17 protein-coding genes are annotated in these 16,681 nt (G+C 45.2%); 2 read left to right on the top strand and 15 right to left on the bottom strand.

Features of this window, described 5'->3' with window-relative positions; translation table 11 throughout:
• Positions 1 to 16 precede the first annotated feature (16 nt).
• The 13 genes from AAV35_RS05815 to AAV35_RS05755 form a co-directional block, all read right to left on the bottom strand.
• The gene (locus tag AAV35_RS05815) at positions 17 to 838 is read right to left on the bottom strand and encodes a TlyA family RNA methyltransferase (protein ID WP_008588938.1); all 822 of its coding nucleotides are present in this window, start codon (positions 836 to 838) and stop codon (positions 17 to 19) included.
• A 3-nt stretch (positions 839 to 841) separates the two neighbouring features.
• A complete protein-coding gene (gene dxs, locus AAV35_RS05810) occupies positions 842 to 2,734 on the bottom strand; it encodes a 1-deoxy-D-xylulose-5-phosphate synthase (protein ID WP_008588937.1) in 1,893 nt (630 codons plus the stop codon).
• 34 nt (positions 2,735 to 2,768) lie between these two features.
• On the bottom strand, positions 2,769 to 3,341 hold the full coding sequence (locus AAV35_RS05805) for a hypothetical protein (RefSeq protein WP_008588935.1): 573 nt from the start codon (positions 3,339 to 3,341) through the stop codon (positions 2,769 to 2,771).
• Positions 3,342 to 4,034: 693 nt separating this feature from the next.
• Positions 4,035 to 4,907: a polyprenyl synthetase family protein gene (locus tag AAV35_RS05800; RefSeq protein WP_008588933.1), complete on the bottom strand. Its 873-nt coding sequence runs from the start codon at positions 4,905 to 4,907 to the stop codon at positions 4,035 to 4,037.
• Positions 4,907 to 5,140, bottom strand: a complete 234-nt coding sequence (gene xseB, locus AAV35_RS05795; RefSeq protein WP_008588931.1) for an exodeoxyribonuclease VII small subunit — start codon at positions 5,138 to 5,140, stop codon at positions 4,907 to 4,909. The genes AAV35_RS05800 and xseB overlap by 1 nt, the downstream gene beginning before the upstream one ends.
• On the bottom strand, positions 5,133 to 6,482 hold the full coding sequence (gene xseA, locus AAV35_RS05790) for an exodeoxyribonuclease VII large subunit (protein WP_008588918.1): 1,350 nt from the start codon (positions 6,480 to 6,482) through the stop codon (positions 5,133 to 5,135). The genes xseB and xseA overlap by 8 nt, the downstream gene beginning before the upstream one ends.
• A gap of 18 nt (positions 6,483 to 6,500) precedes the next feature.
• Positions 6,501 to 7,349 (bottom strand): bifunctional 5,10-methylenetetrahydrofolate dehydrogenase/5,10-methenyltetrahydrofolate cyclohydrolase, encoded by an 849-nt coding sequence (locus tag AAV35_RS05785; protein ID WP_008588916.1) that lies wholly within the window; start codon positions 7,347 to 7,349, stop codon positions 6,501 to 6,503.
• A 22-nt stretch (positions 7,350 to 7,371) separates the two neighbouring features.
• A complete protein-coding gene (gene nusB, locus AAV35_RS05780) occupies positions 7,372 to 7,746 on the bottom strand; it encodes a transcription antitermination factor NusB (protein WP_008588914.1) in 375 nt (124 codons plus the stop codon).
• 159 nt (positions 7,747 to 7,905) lie between these two features.
• Entirely contained in the window at positions 7,906 to 8,295 is a 390-nt protein-coding gene (locus tag AAV35_RS05775; protein WP_008588912.1) for an Asp23/Gls24 family envelope stress response protein, read from the bottom strand.
• Entirely contained in the window at positions 8,295 to 9,662 is a 1,368-nt protein-coding gene (gene accC / locus AAV35_RS05770) for an acetyl-CoA carboxylase biotin carboxylase subunit (protein WP_008588910.1), read from the bottom strand. The genes AAV35_RS05775 and accC overlap by 1 nt, the downstream gene beginning before the upstream one ends.
• A 16-nt stretch (positions 9,663 to 9,678) precedes the next feature.
• The gene (gene accB / locus AAV35_RS05765; RefSeq protein ID WP_008588909.1) at positions 9,679 to 10,197 is read right to left on the bottom strand and encodes an acetyl-CoA carboxylase biotin carboxyl carrier protein; all 519 of its coding nucleotides are present in this window, start codon (positions 10,195 to 10,197) and stop codon (positions 9,679 to 9,681) included.
• A gap of 170 nt (positions 10,198 to 10,367) precedes the next feature.
• On the bottom strand, positions 10,368 to 10,925 hold the full coding sequence (gene efp, locus AAV35_RS05760; RefSeq protein WP_008588907.1) for an elongation factor P: 558 nt from the start codon (positions 10,923 to 10,925) through the stop codon (positions 10,368 to 10,370).
• Between the two features lie 15 nt (positions 10,926 to 10,940).
• Positions 10,941 to 12,002, bottom strand: coding sequence for a M24 family metallopeptidase (locus AAV35_RS05755; RefSeq protein WP_008588905.1), 1,062 nt, complete (start codon positions 12,000 to 12,002; stop codon positions 10,941 to 10,943).
• Between the two features lie 257 nt (positions 12,003 to 12,259).
• Between AAV35_RS05755 and AAV35_RS05750 the strand changes: the two genes are divergently transcribed.
• On the top strand, positions 12,260 to 12,649 hold the full coding sequence (locus tag AAV35_RS05750) for an SA1362 family protein (RefSeq protein ID WP_008588904.1): 390 nt from the start codon (positions 12,260 to 12,262) through the stop codon (positions 12,647 to 12,649).
• 66 nt (positions 12,650 to 12,715) lie between these two features.
• Here AAV35_RS05750 and mntR read toward each other — a convergent pair whose 3' ends face one another.
• The gene (gene mntR / locus AAV35_RS05745; RefSeq protein WP_008588901.1) at positions 12,716 to 13,141 is read right to left on the bottom strand and encodes a transcriptional regulator MntR; all 426 of its coding nucleotides are present in this window, start codon (positions 13,139 to 13,141) and stop codon (positions 12,716 to 12,718) included.
• Positions 13,142 to 13,375: 234 nt separating this feature from the next.
• Entirely contained in the window at positions 13,376 to 15,940 is a 2,565-nt protein-coding gene (locus tag AAV35_RS05740; protein WP_008588899.1) for a vitamin B12-dependent ribonucleotide reductase, read from the bottom strand.
• Positions 15,941 to 16,268: 328 nt separating this feature from the next.
• Between AAV35_RS05740 and AAV35_RS05735 the strand changes: the two genes are divergently transcribed.
• Positions 16,269 to 16,649 (top strand): rhodanese-like domain-containing protein, encoded by a 381-nt coding sequence (locus tag AAV35_RS05735; protein ID WP_008588897.1) that lies wholly within the window; start codon positions 16,269 to 16,271, stop codon positions 16,647 to 16,649.
• The last annotated feature ends 32 nt before the right edge of the window (positions 16,650 to 16,681 follow it).

The following is a 16,681-nucleotide window of genomic DNA, read 5'->3' as shown; positions in this document are numbered from 1 at the left end:
CCCCTTTCGAATCGGCTCACACTTTCGTCAACTGAGAATGTGCGTCCGCCACAAGTTCTCTTACCTTTTCTATCTCCCACGGACGCTCCTCTTCCCCGGGGTTGAATTGCCAATGTACGAGAAATTCTATATTCCCGTCCCCGCCTGTAATCGGCGAAAAAGTGAGACCTTTCGTTTCAAAACCAAGTTGACGGGCATAGGTAATGAGTCTGGTAATCACTTCTTCATGTATTTGAGAGTCTCTTACGATACCTTTTTTACCCACTTGTTCTCTGCCAGCTTCAAACTGGGGTTTAATAAGGGCTGCTACATCTCCGCCGGGTTTTATCAAATCTGCCAGCACCGGGAGAATAAGCTTCAAAGATATGAATGAAACATCAATAGTGGCAATCTCAGGCATCCCGAAAGACAGATCATCTCTCGTGACGTACCGGAAGTTAGTTCTTTCCATCACTACTACCTGCTCATGATTCCGGAGCCGCCAGTCCAGCTGGTTATTCCCGACATCTATGGCGTAGCTCAGCTTCACTCCATTCTGAAGACCGCAGTCCGTAAAGCCTCCAGTCGAAGAGCCGATATCCACCATCACTTTGTCTTTCAAGTCAAGAGAAAAGCAGGAGATAGCTTTCTCAAGCTTCAGTCCTCCCCTGCTTACGTAGGGGATAGCTTTCCCCTTCACTCTCAGTTCAATATCCTCTGCCACCTTGACCCCTGGTTTTTCAAGCCTCTGCTGTTCAGAAAAAACCAGACCCGCCATGATGGTTCTCTTTGCTTTCTCCCGCGTTTCCACGAATCCTCTTTCCACAAGCAATGTGTCCAGTCTAACTTTCTTTCCCATAAACTACGCCCTTTTCTCGCTTTGCGGTAACAACTTCAAAACTTTATCCACTACATTTTCTCTGGTTAATCCGACTTCCTTCCATAAGTCCTTAACATCTCCATGTTCAACGAACCTGTCAGGTAATCCAATACGTTTCAGAGGTCTGTTATAGTAACTGTGATCACTCTGGAATTCGAGAACTGCAGATCCGAAACTTCCCTGTACCACAGCTTCTTCAAGAGTGAGTACCGGTATATTACGTTCAAATATTTCATGAAGCATTTTTTCATCCATCGGTTTCATAAACCTTGCATTCACAACTTCTACGTCCACACCCTGTTCCTGAAGCGTTTCAGCCGCCTCTATCGCAAGCGGAATGGTCGTGCCGAAAGTCAGAATCACCGCATCTTCACCAGGTTTTAATGTTTCCCATGAACCGATATCAATCGTTTCGGGTTTATCCGCCACTTCGACGCCGAGCGCGTTTCCTCTGGGATAGCGAAGAGCAATCGGTCCATCTTCATACTTCACAGCCGTGTGAACCATATGTTTTGCTTCATTCTCATCTTTCGGCATCATGATAGACATATTAGGGACAGTTCTGAGAAAAGCGATATCAAATACACCTTGATGCGTTTCTCCGTCTGCGCCTACGAGACCCGCACGATCAATCCCGAAGATAACATTAAGGTTTTGTCTGGCCACGTCATGGATAACCTGATCATATCCGCGCTGTAAAAAGGTTGAATAAATAGCGAGGAAAGGTCTCATACCCTGCGTAGCAAGTCCTGCTGACATTGTCGTCGCATGCTGCTCGGCGATCCCGACATCATACAGACGATCCGGGAATTCTTCTCCGAATTTCTCTAATTTCGAACCCAGAATCATGGCCGGGGTAACGGCTACAATACGCTCATCTTCCCGTGCTTCCGCCCTGAGAGCCTCACTGATCACTTCACTCCAGGCTGGGGGAGCGTCTGCAGGTTTGATTTTTTCTCCGGAATCGATTTTATAAGGTCCGACGCCGTGCCATTTATCTTTCACATCCGATTCCGCAGGCTGATACCCTTTCCCTTTTTGGGTCATTACGTGGACGATGACCGGCCCCTCGGTCTTCCGGGCGTAATCAAGATTCCCCTGCAGGTCTTCGAAGTCATGACCGTCTACCGGACCGTAATAGGTGAAACCAAGTTCTTCAAAAAACATCCCTGGAACGACGAAGTATTTCATTGAATCTTTCAGCCGTTCTGCAGTCGATGCTACTCTCCCGCCGATTGCCGGGATTTTTTTCAGAAGCCATTCGAAATCGTCTTTAACTCTGTTGTATTTACCTGCACTTCTCATTCTTGCAAGAGCGCTATGCAAAGCTCCCACGTTTTTGGCAATCGACATCTCATTATCATTAAGAATAACGGTTACATTCTTCTTCTCATGGCCAATGTGATTAAGCGCTTCCAGAGCCATTCCTCCGGTCAGGGCTCCATCCCCTATGATAGGAACTACGGAATGACTTTCATTTTTCAGGTCTCTTGCAATAGCCATCCCCATCGCTGCCGATAAAGATGTGGAGCTGTGCCCTGTTTCCCAGACGTCGTGTTCACTTTCATTACGTTTCGGGAATCCGCACAAACCCTGATACTTGCGCAGCGTGTCAAACTGACCTCCGCGACCTGTAAGGATTTTGTGCACGTAAGACTGATGCCCCACGTCAAAAAGAAAGCGGTCATTGGGGCTGTCGAACGTGCGATGGAGTGCCAGCGTCAATTCGACCACCCCGAGGTTCGCCCCCAGATGACCTCCTGTTTCCGATAAATTATTTATTAAAAAGTTTCGTACATCCTGAGCTAAGTTTCTCATTTCCTCATCGGTCAAATTTTTGACGACCGATGGGTCTTTAATATTGTTCAGATCCATAAAAGGACCCCCTTCACTATAAGACAGTAATAATTTATTTTGTGAGTATTTTCCACTTAGAATATTTCTCAAACCTTGCTATAAGCCTTGCGGTAAAAAAGATTATAGCAGTTGAATGATTAATCGCTAAATATTTACCCACGGCTTTCCCGCCAACCGTAAGTGCCGCGATCGTACTTGTCATTATAACAGAAAGCACCAGTTGCAAGGTAGAACCTTCTCCATTTCCAAAAGCAATGGCCAGTTGAAGTACGACAAGTGCAGAAGCCGTACCACTGATAATGCCGGCGATGTCGCCTATTACATCATTGCAAAAAGTTGCGAAACGATCGGCATTTCTGACTATCGCCACTGCGTGTTTGGCCCCGAATACTTTCTCCGAAGCCATGGAATGAAAAGGAGCTTCTCTGCCTGCTGTAGCTGCAATCCCCAGCATATCAAAAAACACTCCGGTCAAAACGATGACAAATACGACTACCATACCTGCGATCCAGGGGACACCATTGAGCAGCGATGAAGAAATGATGGAAAAAATAGCCGCTAACACAAAAGTGATAACGGCAATGGTGAAACTGAATGATAAAGAACGTTTTAGTTTTGAATTCATAGTTTGCTCCAATTATCGTTTCAAAGTTATGTAGGAAGGAATGGTCGAAAAACAGGTAAAAATTGCGGCTTAGGTCCAGTAGGTTTTCCCACCAAGCTACCGAGTGTCACCACTCTGGCGGTTCCCCTTTAAAGCCTGGTCGAGCACGTCTCCGTTACTCGGACTGGATTACCACTCAGTCCACACTATAATAACTGTTTTCCGTCCTTACGAACAGTCTAGGGAGTTTCTCCGGCAGTCTTTGACCGTTCCTTAGCCTCTTTTGCAGCTTCGATTTCATACAGCAAAGAACGAAATCATGTTTCATTGGCCATTTAGACATGGTTCCTGAAATACTGTAATCCCCTCGAAGCCACTCAAGGCAGGCTACGCTGTACATACAGATATTACTCCATATGAAACAGGTTCATACCCCATTTCATAAAGAAAGCTGGCTCAGCTTTCCTTACAAAGATGGGCCTCCGCGGAAGCGGGGTCAACGCCCACATGCCTTTGTGGATCGCCCCACAACCTTAACTCCCAGCACCGACCCAAGGCTGGGCGCCTCAAGCCGGCACAAGGAACTTCATCGATATGCCCTTTGGCGGATTTTTAGGCCCGCCTTCAGGGACGGAGGACTGACTAGAATACTGCACCATTCCTAACTTACCTTAAATATATCACACAATATATGCCGTCTCAAAGTAAAACCGACTAATATTCTCTTTGACTCATGTAACCGATCAGGTCCGCTAACGGAGTTTCATCGGCTTCCAGATCACCAAGGAGTTCTTCCACTCTTCGTTCATATTTCTGCTTTTCCTGTTTCGCCCCTTCAAGACCCAGAAGTTTAGGATACGTACTTTTCAAATTTGATTCATCGCTTCCTGTTGCTTTCCCCAATTTGGCAGTATCTCCTGTCACATCCAGTATGTCATCCTGGATTTGGAAAATAAGCCCGACAGCTTCTCCGATTTCCTTCAGCTTCTGCAACTTCCCTTCCTCAAGACCGGCAAGATAACCGCCGGTAATAATGGAAAAAGCGATCAGCTTTCCTGTTTTATTTGAATGAATCCTTTTCAGCGTATCCACGTCTGTTTCCAGGTCTTCATATTGCATATCCCACATCTGCCCGGCGACCATACCTTTCGGACCGGCAGCCCGGGAGAGTTGGTGTACAATAAAAACTTTCTGTTCTGAGGAGAGGGAGGGGTCAGAACTTATCAGCTCAAAGCTCATCGTCAGGAGAGAGTCGCCGGCTAAAATGGCAGTAGCTTCGTCGAATTCTATATGATTAGTCCATCGGCCTCTTCTCATATCATCATCATCCATTGCCGGAAGATCGTCGTGTATGAGTGTATAGGTATGAAGCATTTCAAGGGCTACAGCGGGAGAAACATACAATGGATCCGAGTCCGAGAAAGATTCGAACGTCGCTTTCATCAGCATGGGACGTAATCTTTTCCCACCCGCTTTCATCGAGTAGATGATAGAATCACGAAGTCTTCCCTCGGATGTGAACTCATTTATTTTCGTATATATTTTCTCATCGATCCAGGCCTTCTGTTCTTTCAGGTACTGATCCACTATTCGTCCTCCTGTATATCAAATGACTCAAATTCTCCCTGCTCATTCAGAATCTGTTTCATCTGCCCTTCTACACTGCTCAATTTATCATTACATGTTTTAGAAAGTTTCATCCCCTCATGGTAATACTGAATAGCTTTTTCCAGAGGAACATCGCCGGATTCAAGTTTTTCCACTATTTCTTCCAGCTGCTTCATGTTTTCTTCAAATGTCTGTTCTTTATTGTCACTCATCTTTCTTCTCCTCCCATCCAATGATTTTACCGTAAATCGTTCCGTCATTTATCTGCAGGTGGATCGTTTCATCTTCACTTACATTTTTGACGGATTTAATCAGTTCATTCTGTTCGTTATACGGCAGGGCATAGCCCCTTTTCATAATTTCCAGAGGGTTTACGAGTGAGAGCTGCTGTACGAGCGACTGCCAGCGGTACTTCTTCTCTTCCACAATTCTCTGCATCTGTTTGTTCAGACGGTTATCCAGCTGACGGACATTCGCCTGTTCTCGTTCCAGGCGTTTGTCCGGGCTGATCTGATGCAGTCTGTTTTCCAGCCGTTTAGCCGAATCGGTCTTTTCCCTTTGCAGTCGTTCTGCAGCGGCATGGAACCGGTCCATCATTCTGTCGAGATCCTGCTCTTTCTGCTGAGTAAGCTGTTTCGGATATTTGAAGGCATATGATTTCTTTAGTGATTGGAGTCGCTCCTTCGCATGCTCCACTTTCACATCGAGAGCCTGCTGAAGTCTGCGGGTATAATTAATAATTTGACTGTTCAATTCTTTCCAGTCCGGTACTGCTATTTCTGCCGCTCCTGTCGGGGTAGGAGCACGATAGTCGGCGGCAAAGTCAATAATGGTAGTGTCCGTTTCGTGGCCGACTGCAGATATTATCGGTATATGGGAATGATAAACAGCTCTCGCAACTTCCTCTTCATTGAATCCCCACAGATCTTCTATCGACCCTCCCCCCCGGCCTACGATAAGCAGATCGCATTCAAGGTTCTGATTAGCATAGGCGATAGCGCGTGATACAGAAGACGCTGCTCTTTTCCCCTGAACAGGAACCGGGAGTACGGATATTTTCACTACTGGAAATCTTCTCTCTACAGTTGTGATAATATCCCGGATGGCTGCCCCTGTCGGAGAAGTTATAACACCGATGTGAGCGGGGATGAGCGGAACTGACTGCTTGTTTTCGTCGGAAAATATTCCTTCTTTCATGAGTCTGTCTTTAAGCTGTTCAAAAGCAATATGTAAGTCTCCGATACCATCCGGTATCATTTCTTTTGCATATAACTGATACTGACCCATGGGCTCATAAACATTAATTTCTCCTCTTATGAGGACGCTCATGCCGTTTTCCGGTGCAAAGTTAAGATTGCGGTTATTACCTGCAAACATAACCGTTTGAATGCGTGCGCTGTCATCTTTTACTGAGAAATACATGTGGCCGCGACTGTGATGCTTGAAATTGGAGATTTCCCCTCTTAACCACACTTCTTTAAGATGGGAGTCTCTCGATATCTTCTGCTTGATATACCTTGTCAGGGCCGTGACCGTCAAATAACGATCTTCCACTGGGTACCCCTCCCCCGGTTATTGGTGTATTCTTTTCGCTGCTTCAATCGTGTTGTGGAGAAGCATCGTAATAGTCATTGGACCTACCCCTTTAGGGACAGGAGTGAGATAGGATGCTTTTTCCTTAACGGATTCAAAATCAACATCCCCGGTAAGCTTTCCATCCACTCTGTTCACGCCTACGTCGATGACGACTGCTCCGGATTTAATATCTTCTGCCGAAATTACGGACGGTTTACCTATCGCCACAATAAGGATATCAGCCTGTTTCGTTATATTTTGCGCATCCTCGGTTTTTGAGTGGCAGTAAGTCACCGTCGCATTCTTATTAAGAAGGAGCTGTCCTACCGGTTTTCCTACAAGATTACTTCTGCCGAGGATGACTGCATGTTTTCCTTCCAGTTCAATCCCGGCCCGTTCCATCATTACTATAATTCCGTGAGGAGTACATGGAAGGAACGTCTCCTGATTCGTCATCATCTTACCGATACTGATCGGATGGAAACCATCCACGTCTTTTTCCGGCGAGATAGCCTCGATCACTTTCTGATCTTCAATATGTTCGGGAAGGGGAAGTTGAACAAGAATGCCGTGCACGCTTTTCTCGTTATTCAGCTCTTCAATTTTGTTCAGCAACTCTGGTTCTGTGATTGTACTGTCATATTCCCACAGGTCAGCATCCATACCTATTTTATTGGAGGCTTTCTGTTTCCCCCTTACATAGGATTTGGAAGCGGGATCGTCCCCGATTATTATGACCGAAAGTTTCGGATGGATGCCCTGTCCGTTAAGAGTCTCCACTTCACTTTTCAGTTCGCTTCTTATCTCCTGAGCCAGTTCGCTGCCATATATGATTTCTGCTGCCATTTCCTTACTCCCCCGTTTCCTGTTATTGAATTTTAGATAAAACTCCGTTTACGAACCTTCCGGATGTCTCTTCTCCGAATGTTTTCGCGAGTTCGACGGCTTCATTGATTGCAACCTGAGTTGGAGTATCCCCGTAGAATTTCAACTCGAATATCGCTATGCGAAGCACTGTTCTTTCCACCTTAGGGAGACGTTCGAGTGACCAGTGCTCCAGATGATCCGAAATAAGCTCATCAAGTTCCTGCTGATGTCGGGTCACCCCGTCAACGAGCTCCATCAGAAACTCGTCTCTTTCGCCTTCCATTACGTAATCCACTGCTTCCTGCTGTGTCAAATGTGTTGTGAGCATTTGAAAAAGCGCCTGAAATGCTTTTTCTCTGGCTAGCCTTCTTTTCATTTTCTTTCCCCTTTCGAACTCTGTCCGATTAAAATCATATCATTTACAAACCCGAAATGCTAACAAGATCCGTAAGTAAATTACGCAAGAGAGGCAGTGCCTTTTTCGTTCTCTACTTTTTATCATCAAAAAAAGATCGGAGCAGCTGCTCCGATCCTTTCATTCGTTCGTTTCTGTTTCTTTGATATCCATGTGGACACCGACGACATGAACGTTCACTTCTTTTACGGAAAGAGAGGTCATGTTTTCAAGAGCCTGGCGGGTGTTTTCCTGAATTTTTTTCGCAGCTTCGGGGATAGAAATTCCGTAATCCATCACTACGTAAGTCTCGATTACAACACCTTCTTCGAGAAGATCTACTTTCACACCTTTTCCGCGCGATTTTTTACCGAGTCTTTCAGCCACCCCGGCTGCAAAGTTACCTCTCATTTCAGCTACACCGCTCACCTCGGACACCGCAATACCTGAAATAACTTCGATTACTTCAGGGGCTATTTCTATAGAACCGAGCTTCGAGCTTTCGGTTACATTCACCGGATGTTCATCCATTATAAATTCTCCTCTTTCTCATCCATGACAGCGTATGTTTCGAGGAACTTCGTGTTAAAGTCGCCTCCCTTAAATACTTCATGGTTCATCATTCGCTGATGGAACGGGATAGTAGTGTGTACCCCTTCCACCACAAATTCGCTGAGGGCACGTCTCATTTTTGCGATAGCTTCGTCTCTGTCCTGTCCGTATGTGATCAGTTTAGCTACCATGGAATCGTAGTACGGAGGGATCATATAGCCTGTGTAGGCTGCTGAATCCACCCTGACTCCGAATCCTCCGGGCGGAAGGTACATATCAATGTAGCCGGCGGAAGGCATGAAATTCTTGAAAGGATCTTCTGCGTTGATCCTGCATTCAATCGCCCAGCCCTCAAATTTAATATCCTCCTGACTGAAGGAGAGAACTTCATCGTTGGCAACTTTAATCTGCTCTTTGATCAGATCGACACCTGTGACCATTTCAGTTACAGGGTGCTCCACCTGGATACGTGTGTTCATTTCCATAAAGTAGAATTTCTTTTCGTTATGATCGAAAATGAACTCTATCGTTCCTGCCCCGGAATAATTAACAGCAAGCGCTGCCTGCACAGCAGCATCACCCATTTCCTTACGGATGTCTTCCGTGACTGCCGGAGAAGGAGTTTCTTCGATCAGCTTTTGAAGACGTCTCTGTACAGAGCAGTCCCTTTCTCCCAAGTGAATGGCGTTGCCATGATTATCGGCGAGGACCTGAATCTCTACGTGACGGAAATCCTCTATGAATTTTTCAAGATATACGCCCGGGTTACCGAAAGAAGTTTCCGCTTCCTGCTGCGTCATCTTAATACCTTCAATCAGTTCTTTCTCGTCACGGGCTACCCGTATCCCTTTGCCTCCGCCCCCGGCAGTGGCTTTAATGATTACGGGGTAGCCAATTTCTTCAGCGACCTGTTTACCTTCATCCGTATCCTTGATTATACCTTTCGAACCTGGTACCACCGGGACTCCGGCATCTTCCATCGTCTGTCTCGCTACGTCCTTCGTACCCATGTTCTGAATTGCATATGCTGATGGACCGATAAAAGTCACATTGCATTCTTCGCACATCTCAGCGAACTCAGCATTCTCCGATAAAAACCCGTACCCCGGATGAATGGCATCGGAGCCGCTCATCGTAGCTGCACTGAGTATGTTCGTATAATTCAAGTAGCTGTCTTTACTGAGTTTGGGACCTACACAGTAGGCTTCATCTGCAATTTGGACGTGCAGGGCTTCCTTATCCGGTTCGGAATAGACAGCAACAGTCTCAATATCCATTTCTTTACACGCACGAATGATCCGAACCGCGATTTCTCCCCTGTTGGCTATTAATACTTTTTTAATCAAATGCTCCCACCTCTCTTTAGCGTTTTACGCGGAAGAGTGGCTGGTTATATTCAACAAGATCCCCGTCGCTTACCAGGATTTCAACAATCTCCCCAGAAACTTCCGCTTCAATTTCATTAAATAGTTTCATTGCTTCCACGATACAAACTACAGAATCATTACTTACTCTGTCTCCTACCTGTACGTACGGATCGTCTTCCGGCGACGGAGCGTGATAAATAGTCCCTACCATTGGAGAAGTTACTTCATAATCATAATCGGCAGAACCTTCAGTCTTCGATTCCTGCGTTTTCTCTTCTGCTTTACCCTTCTCGTTGGAAGGCTGTTCTTCAACGGGAGTGTTTTCCTGCCTGACTGGCGCAGCCTCCTGCACCGGTGATGGTGCCTGTACTACAGGTTGTGCCTCAGCCACAGGAACTGAGCCCCCGTGTTTTTTCAAAGTGACTTTACTGTCTCCGGATTCGTATTCGAATTCCTGGACACTTGATTCATCAATTAGCTTAATAATTTCCCTGATTTCCTGCACCTTTAGCATTTACTGGCACTCCTTTTATGTAAAATCTGTATAATGTGACTACTTCCTCATTTTACGATAGATATTTCCGGCCTGCAACTAATCGGAAAGCGATTACAAAAAGTAATCTATGAAATATTTTTCGTTAAAACTATCTTTCCGGAGTCCGAAAACTCCGGAAGGACAGCTGGCTAGGCTCTGGATACATATTTCCCTTCATCGGTGCTGATGAGAAGCATGTCGCCCTCGTTCACGAAGAACGGTACCTGAACAGTAAGACCCGTTTCAAGCGTGGCAGGTTTCGTACCTCCGCTCGCCGTATCACCTTTCACACCAGGTTCCGTTTCGGTCACTTGCAACTGGACGTTTTTCGGAAGTTCAATTCCGATCGTTTCAGCTCCATACGTCTGAATAGACACTTCCATATTTTCTTTGATGTAGTATAGTTTATCGCCGATCTGCTGCTCCGGCAGTGCCAGCTGGTCGTAGGTGTGTGTATCCATAAACGTATGCATATCCCCCGACCCATACAAATACTGCATTTTTTTCGTTTCGATGTGAGCACGGTTCACTTTCTCGCCGCCACGGAAGGTCTTTTCCTGGATATTTCCATTCCTGAGGTTTCTGAGTTTAGAACGGACAAAAGCCGCTCCCTTACCCGGTTTAACGTGCTGAAAATCCATGACACTCCAAATTTCCCCGTCTACTTCAATAGTTAGTCCTGTCTTAAAATCGTTTACTGAAATCATTATTTTCCTCCCAACTTATAAAACAATCAGTTCTTTAGGTGCAAAATTCAGAGGCTCGTTCCCGTTTTCCGTTATGACCGTATCATCCTCGATTCTGCAGCCGCCTACGCCTTTCACATATATACCCGGTTCCACCGTAACGACCATGCCGGGTTTCAGTTCCACATCGGAGCGATGCGACAGTGCGGGTCCTTCATGTACGTCGAGACCTATACCGTGACCGGTGGAATGTCCGAAGTAACTGCCATACCCTTTATCTTCGATGACATCTCGCGTAAGTGCATCGGCTTCTTTACCTGTCAGGCCGGCCTTCAGACCGTTCATTCCTTTTTTCTGAGCCTCGAGCACAACTGAGTATATCTCTTTTTGTTTTTCATTAATCTCACCTACGGCCACCGTTCTCGTAATGTCGGAACAGTACCCTTTGTAGAGGGCTCCAAAATCGAGAGTGACGAGTTCCCCGGACTCGATTTCCTTCTCGGAAGCGACCCCATGCGGCAGTGCAGAACGATACCCGGAAGCGACGATAATGTCGAAACTCGAGGACGTGGCCCCCTGTTTCCTCATGTAAAATTCAAGTTCATTCGATACGTCTATCTCTTTTACACCAGGTTTGATGAAGTTCAGAATGTGAGCGAAAGCATCATCCGCAATTTCAGCTGCTTTCTTCAACACGCTAAGTTCTTCGTCCGTTTTTATTAAACGCAAAGCTTCGACGATACCTGATACAGGAACCAGTTCCCCTTTTACTTTCTCATAAAAAGTTTCATATATACCATAGGTAATGTGGTCCTTTTCGAATCCGATTTTTTTACTGCCTGCTTCGGAAAACTGTGCAGCCACTTCGTCGGACATCGGGCCCTTGTGTTCTACCACTTCAAATTCACTCACCTGATCATTCGCCTGATCTACATATCTGAAATCGGTAATCAGTTTAGCAGTCGTGTCCGTAATGACTACAGCTCCGGAAGTTCCGGTGAAACCAGTTATGTACCTCCTGTTTTTATCACTCATGACCAGTAGCCCGTCTATATTCTGTTTCTTCATGGACTCCCTTATTTGTACTAATCGCGACATATGTGTTCACCCTCCTTTGAATATTCTTACTAATAGCCATTAATAGTGTATCATAATTGTACGTCCCATCACTACTCTAGCGTCATCCATCCGTATGCGACTATTGATCTAAAAAGATTGTCGCGGGTTTTCATCTGTTTAAGTGATTTGCCGGGCGATACGTGAAATAAGAATTAAAAAATTTTGCGATTTCATGATAGAAACACCCCGAAAAGTGGTATAACAGTAGTATAAGAGCTATGAAAGGAGGCCTCCTCATGGCACGCGGATGGTTTAAATGGGTAATGTATGTATTTATTGGATTTGCAGTATTCTACATCGTCAATCAGCTTCTGACCAACACGGGCAGCTTTCTGGCTTCCATTCTTACTATGGTTGTTGTCGCCGTCATCATCTACGGGGTGATTTATTTCTTTTTCATTCGACGCAGACCCGGAGGTGTAAGGGGCAACACAGATGAAATGAAGAAATATAAGCAGGCCGTCAAACAGTCAAAACAGAAGTACGGCACCAGCTCAAGCGAACCGGTCAAATCTTCCAGGCCCTCAGGGAAACAAACGAGAAAACGCAGATCCAACGCTCCTCACCTGAAAGTGATCAACGGGAGTAAAGGAAAGAACAAAGACAAAGACAGAGCGACCTTCTGATCCCCGCCGTATTTGCATATGTTCATAAACACCGATTATTCAGGTGATCAAAAAAGAAGATGCGTTTTAAGCATCTTCTTCGCTTTTATTATGAATGTGGATTAAGGCTTCGCGTCGCGAGGAATCTTCTTCAAAATACTGAACCAGATCACCGATACGATCGATGGAATCCCAGCTCAAGTGGTGTTCGATCCCTTCCACTTCTTCGTATATTTTATCCTTCTCCACCCCGATTAATTTAAGAAAGTTCTCCAGTAACTCATGCCGGTATACTAAACGCTTCCCGATTTTCTTACCTTTTGAAGTAAGCATTAAACCTCTGTATTTTTCGTAGATCAAGTATTCATCTTTCCCGAGTTTTTGTACCATTTTGGTTACAGAGGAAGGATGAACCTTAAGATTTTCCGCAATATCGGAAACTCTGGCATATCCCTTATTCTCAATTAACAAATAAATCTGCTCAATGTAATCTTCCATACTCGGTGTGGGCATAATTTACCTCCGTTATCACTCAGGTCATTCACTAAAAATCATACACTAATTCAAAGGGATTAACAACTCAGCTTCACGTGAAAACATCCGTTCCATTTTACGTCAGGGTGATCACGAAGGTTTATGACCACTGGTGGAAAATCATTCCGCATATATCGAAGACCCGGACTATTCTGAAAGAGTCCGGGTCCTTTTCATACATATACGCCTTAGAATATCTTCACTTTGACACTTTTAGAGACCGCATTTCAACTGAGCATTACAATTCGTACAAGTATTACAGCCGCCGATGTCTTCAATCGTCCCCTGTCTGCATACAGGACATGTATCTCCGATTTCTGATCCGATAGAAACGTTAGTGGACTGCAACTCCTGTACAGTATCCATGAGAACTACTTTTCTTTTTTCATCTTCGAACTCAAAAGATTCCTGTTCCCCGTCGAATTCACTTTGTTCGGCTTTCAGGGTTAAAACCTGGGAGTCACGACTGCCGTCCACATAAACGGTACCGCCTTTTGCACCGCCATCGTACAACCTTTCGTAAACGGACTGCACCTGTTCCACAGTGTAACCTTTAGGAGCGTTCACCGTTTTCGAAATTGAACTGTCCACCCATCTCTGGATTACACACTGGGCATCAGCATGAGCTTCCGGAGTCATGGACATGGCCGTTACGAACCAGTGTGGCAGATTGTTTTCATCAGCTCCAGGCGTACGATCCAGATATTCCTGAACGATATCCGCCTTCACTTCGATAAATTTCCCGAGACGGCCGCTTCTGTAATAGGAGAAGGAGAAATACGGTTCCAGACCGGTACTCACTCCGGCCATCGTTCCTGTGGAACCGGTAGGAGCCACGGTCAACAGGTGAGAGTTCCGGATTCCATTTCTCATCACTCCTTCTCTTACGTGTTCCGGCATTCCTTTCATGTATCCCGTGTTAACGAATTGACTTCTCTTTTCTTTCGTATCTTCCGGAGATCCCCCTTCTATGAATGGGAAACTGCCTTTCTCGCCGGCAAGTTCAATCGAAGCCTCATAGGCGGTTACGGCAATCGTTTCGAAAATTTCATCGATCAGTTTATTGCCTTCTTCCGAACCATACTCTGTCTCACAATAAATAAGCAGATCATGAAGACCCATTACACCAAGACCTACCCGGCGTTCTCCCAGAGCCTGTTTTTTGTTTTCCTCCAGGAAGTAAGGAGTGGAATCAATAACGTTATCCTGCATGCGTACTCCGACGCTTACCGTATGTTTCAATTTTTCGTAATCAACCGTTTTGTTTTCCTTATCAGCCATCTCTGCAAGGTTCACAGCTGCAAGGTTACACACGCTCCAGGGAGCCAGTGGCTGTTCCCCGCAAGGATTGGTCGCAACAACTTTCTGTCCATACGACGTAGCGTTTGTTTTTTCATTCGCATTGTCGATGAAAAAGATCCCCGGTTCTGCTGAATAAGTTGCGCAGATGTTAATCAGATCCCATAGTTCCCGGGCTGCAACTTTTCTGTAAGTACGTACGCCCAGTCCTTTTTCTTCCCATTCTCTTACATCCCCGGAGTTTTGCCAGTTTTCATTGTAATACTTCATTTCTTCTTCGGAGTACGACTCCACGTCCGGAAAGCGAAGAGAGTAGAACGCTTCATTCTCAACAGCTTCCATAAATTCGTCTGTAATACATACAGAAATATTGGCCCCGCTCAAAAAGTCTGAGTGATGTACGGAATACGTGCCGCCATCTCTGAGTTTTTCTTCAGCCTCTCTGATAGACTGGTTTGTAAATCCTCCCTGACCTTCTATCCCCTTAAAATTAACGACACTCTGATAAAGGTCCCGTTCTTTTTCGGTAAGAGGCTGGAATTTGAGCTTATCCTGCGCCAGCTGCTTAATCTGTTCGTCCGTTGTATTTTCAATTAAATAGCGGAGAATTCTCGGGTTCTGCATCTTGGAAATTATGAACTCCAGAATATCCGGATGCCAGTCGGCAAGCATGATCATCTGAGCCCCTCTGCGGGAACCGCCCTGTTCCACCAGATGAGTCAGTTTCGCTATGTCATCGAGCCAGGAGACGGAGCCTGAGGACTTCCCGTTCACTCCTCTTGCCAACGTGTTTCTCGGTCTTAATGTCGATCCGTTTGTACCGACTCCTCCCCCCCGGGACATAATTTCCATCACCTGTTTACGATGATCTGAAATGCCTTCCCTAGAATCCTGGATGAAAGGCATAACGTAACAATTAAAATACGTTACTTCCTTTTCGGAACCTGCCCCGTAAAGCACCCGGCCTGCAGGAACGAAGTTCATCTGTGAGAGTTCTTCATAGAATTCGCTGAAACTCTGTTCCTGTCTTTCTTTAGTAGTCTCGACCCGGGAAAGACCCGCAGCATTTCTTTTGGCTATCTGTTCATAATAAACTTCCAGAGGTTTATCGATAGTATCGAGACCGCGTTTCACGATTCCGTCAGCTTCTTCTTCATCCAGCACGTGAGAAAACTCATCTTCCACTTTCACCATAGCCTCTCTAGTTTCCCAGTCGATAGAGACGATGAAACCGTATCCTCGTGCAGGGAATTTGGGATCAGCCTTGACGGTCAGTACGACAAAGTCCCCTTCTTTTAACGTCAGTCTCTCTGTATCCTTAAATGCATACCTGTCCAGCATTACAAGCCTGGAGACACCATTATGGGTGGTGGTCATGTCATCACTCACCTCAAAAACCTGAGGAAACAATTTGATATCCTCGTTCAACTGTTGTACATTAATTTTTGTGTGAACTTTTTCAGATGCACTCGTTGTCATGGTAATCCTCTCCCTTTCCGGAACATATCTTCTAATTAGTAACATACCACATCCACAAAAAGTTAATCAATATATTGTGCTTCATTTTTAAAAAAACACAATATATTGTGTTTTTGAACAACTTATTTTTAATTTGTCAACTTAGCAAACGTATATATAAAGAAACGTGACGGCGTATAATACAGGAAAATCCGTCAAAATCATTGCTTTCAAAAGAATTTGTGCCTTGCTTTTTTTGGATGGCTTTTCCAGGAAGGAAACCTTTGAAATTGTAAGGGGAACTGATTATAATTAATAAGGAAATATTCTTAATTAGGGGGAAGACTTTATGAGCTGGTGGATTCTACTGGGCATTGTCATTATTTTCATTGCCTTTTCTGTGTATCGATATATGAAATCCAAGAAAATTCTAACTACGCTGTCAGAAGATGAGTTTAAACAGGAATACCGGAAAGCACAACTGATTGATGTAAGGGAACCGAAAGAGTTCGATAGCGGACATATCCTCGGAGCACGCAACATTCCTCTTTCGCAGATGCGTAACCGTACAGCGGAAATACGTCAGGATAAACCCGTCTACCTTTATTGTCAGAGCGGAGCAAGATCGACACGTGCAGCCATGCTTCTCCACAAAAAAGGCTACAAAGATCTGAATCAGCTCGAGGGTGGATTCAAAAAGTGGAACGGTAAAATCAAGGCAAAAAAATAACAGTAATAACCCCCGGACTCTCTATTGTCCGG

Source organism: Salimicrobium jeotgali (assembly GCF_001685435.2).
Lineage (GTDB): Bacteria > Bacillota > Bacilli > Bacillales > Halobacillaceae > Salimicrobium > Salimicrobium album.
Note: the sequence above shows the minus strand (reverse complement) of the source record. Positions and strands in the feature narration are given on the sequence as shown.

Excerpts from the sequence above, each read along its gene's own strand:
- AAV35_RS05815 (WP_008588938.1), bottom strand. The coding sequence starts at position 838 with ATGGGAAAGAAAGTTAGACTGGACACATTGCTTGTGGAAAGAGGATTC.
- dxs (WP_008588937.1), bottom strand. The coding sequence starts at position 2,734 with ATGGATCTGAACAATATTAAAGACCCATCGGTCGTCAAAAATTTGACC.
- AAV35_RS05805 (WP_008588935.1), bottom strand. The coding sequence starts at position 3,341 with ATGAATTCAAAACTAAAACGTTCTTTATCATTCAGTTTCACCATTGCC.
- xseB (WP_008588931.1), bottom strand. The coding sequence starts at position 5,140 with ATGAGTGACAATAAAGAACAGACATTTGAAGAAAACATGAAGCAGCTG.
- AAV35_RS05785 (WP_008588916.1), bottom strand. The coding sequence starts at position 7,349 with ATGGCAGCAGAAATCATATATGGCAGCGAACTGGCTCAGGAGATAAGA.
- nusB (WP_008588914.1), bottom strand. The coding sequence starts at position 7,746 with ATGAAAAGAAGGCTAGCCAGAGAAAAAGCATTTCAGGCGCTTTTTCAA.
- AAV35_RS05775 (WP_008588912.1), bottom strand. The coding sequence starts at position 8,295 with ATGGATGAACATCCGGTGAATGTAACCGAAAGCTCGAAGCTCGGTTCT.
- accB (WP_008588909.1), bottom strand. The coding sequence starts at position 10,197 with ATGCTAAAGGTGCAGGAAATCAGGGAAATTATTAAGCTAATTGATGAA.
- efp (WP_008588907.1), bottom strand. The coding sequence starts at position 10,925 with ATGATTTCAGTAAACGATTTTAAGACAGGACTAACTATTGAAGTAGAC.
- AAV35_RS05755 (WP_008588905.1), bottom strand. The coding sequence starts at position 12,002 with ATGTCGCGATTAGTACAAATAAGGGAGTCCATGAAGAAACAGAATATA.
- AAV35_RS05750 (WP_008588904.1), top strand. The coding sequence starts at position 12,260 with ATGGCACGCGGATGGTTTAAATGGGTAATGTATGTATTTATTGGATTT.
- mntR (WP_008588901.1), bottom strand. The coding sequence starts at position 13,141 with ATGCCCACACCGAGTATGGAAGATTACATTGAGCAGATTTATTTGTTA.
- AAV35_RS05740 (WP_008588899.1), bottom strand. The coding sequence starts at position 15,940 with ATGACAACGAGTGCATCTGAAAAAGTTCACACAAAAATTAATGTACAA.
- AAV35_RS05735 (WP_008588897.1), top strand. The coding sequence starts at position 16,269 with ATGAGCTGGTGGATTCTACTGGGCATTGTCATTATTTTCATTGCCTTT.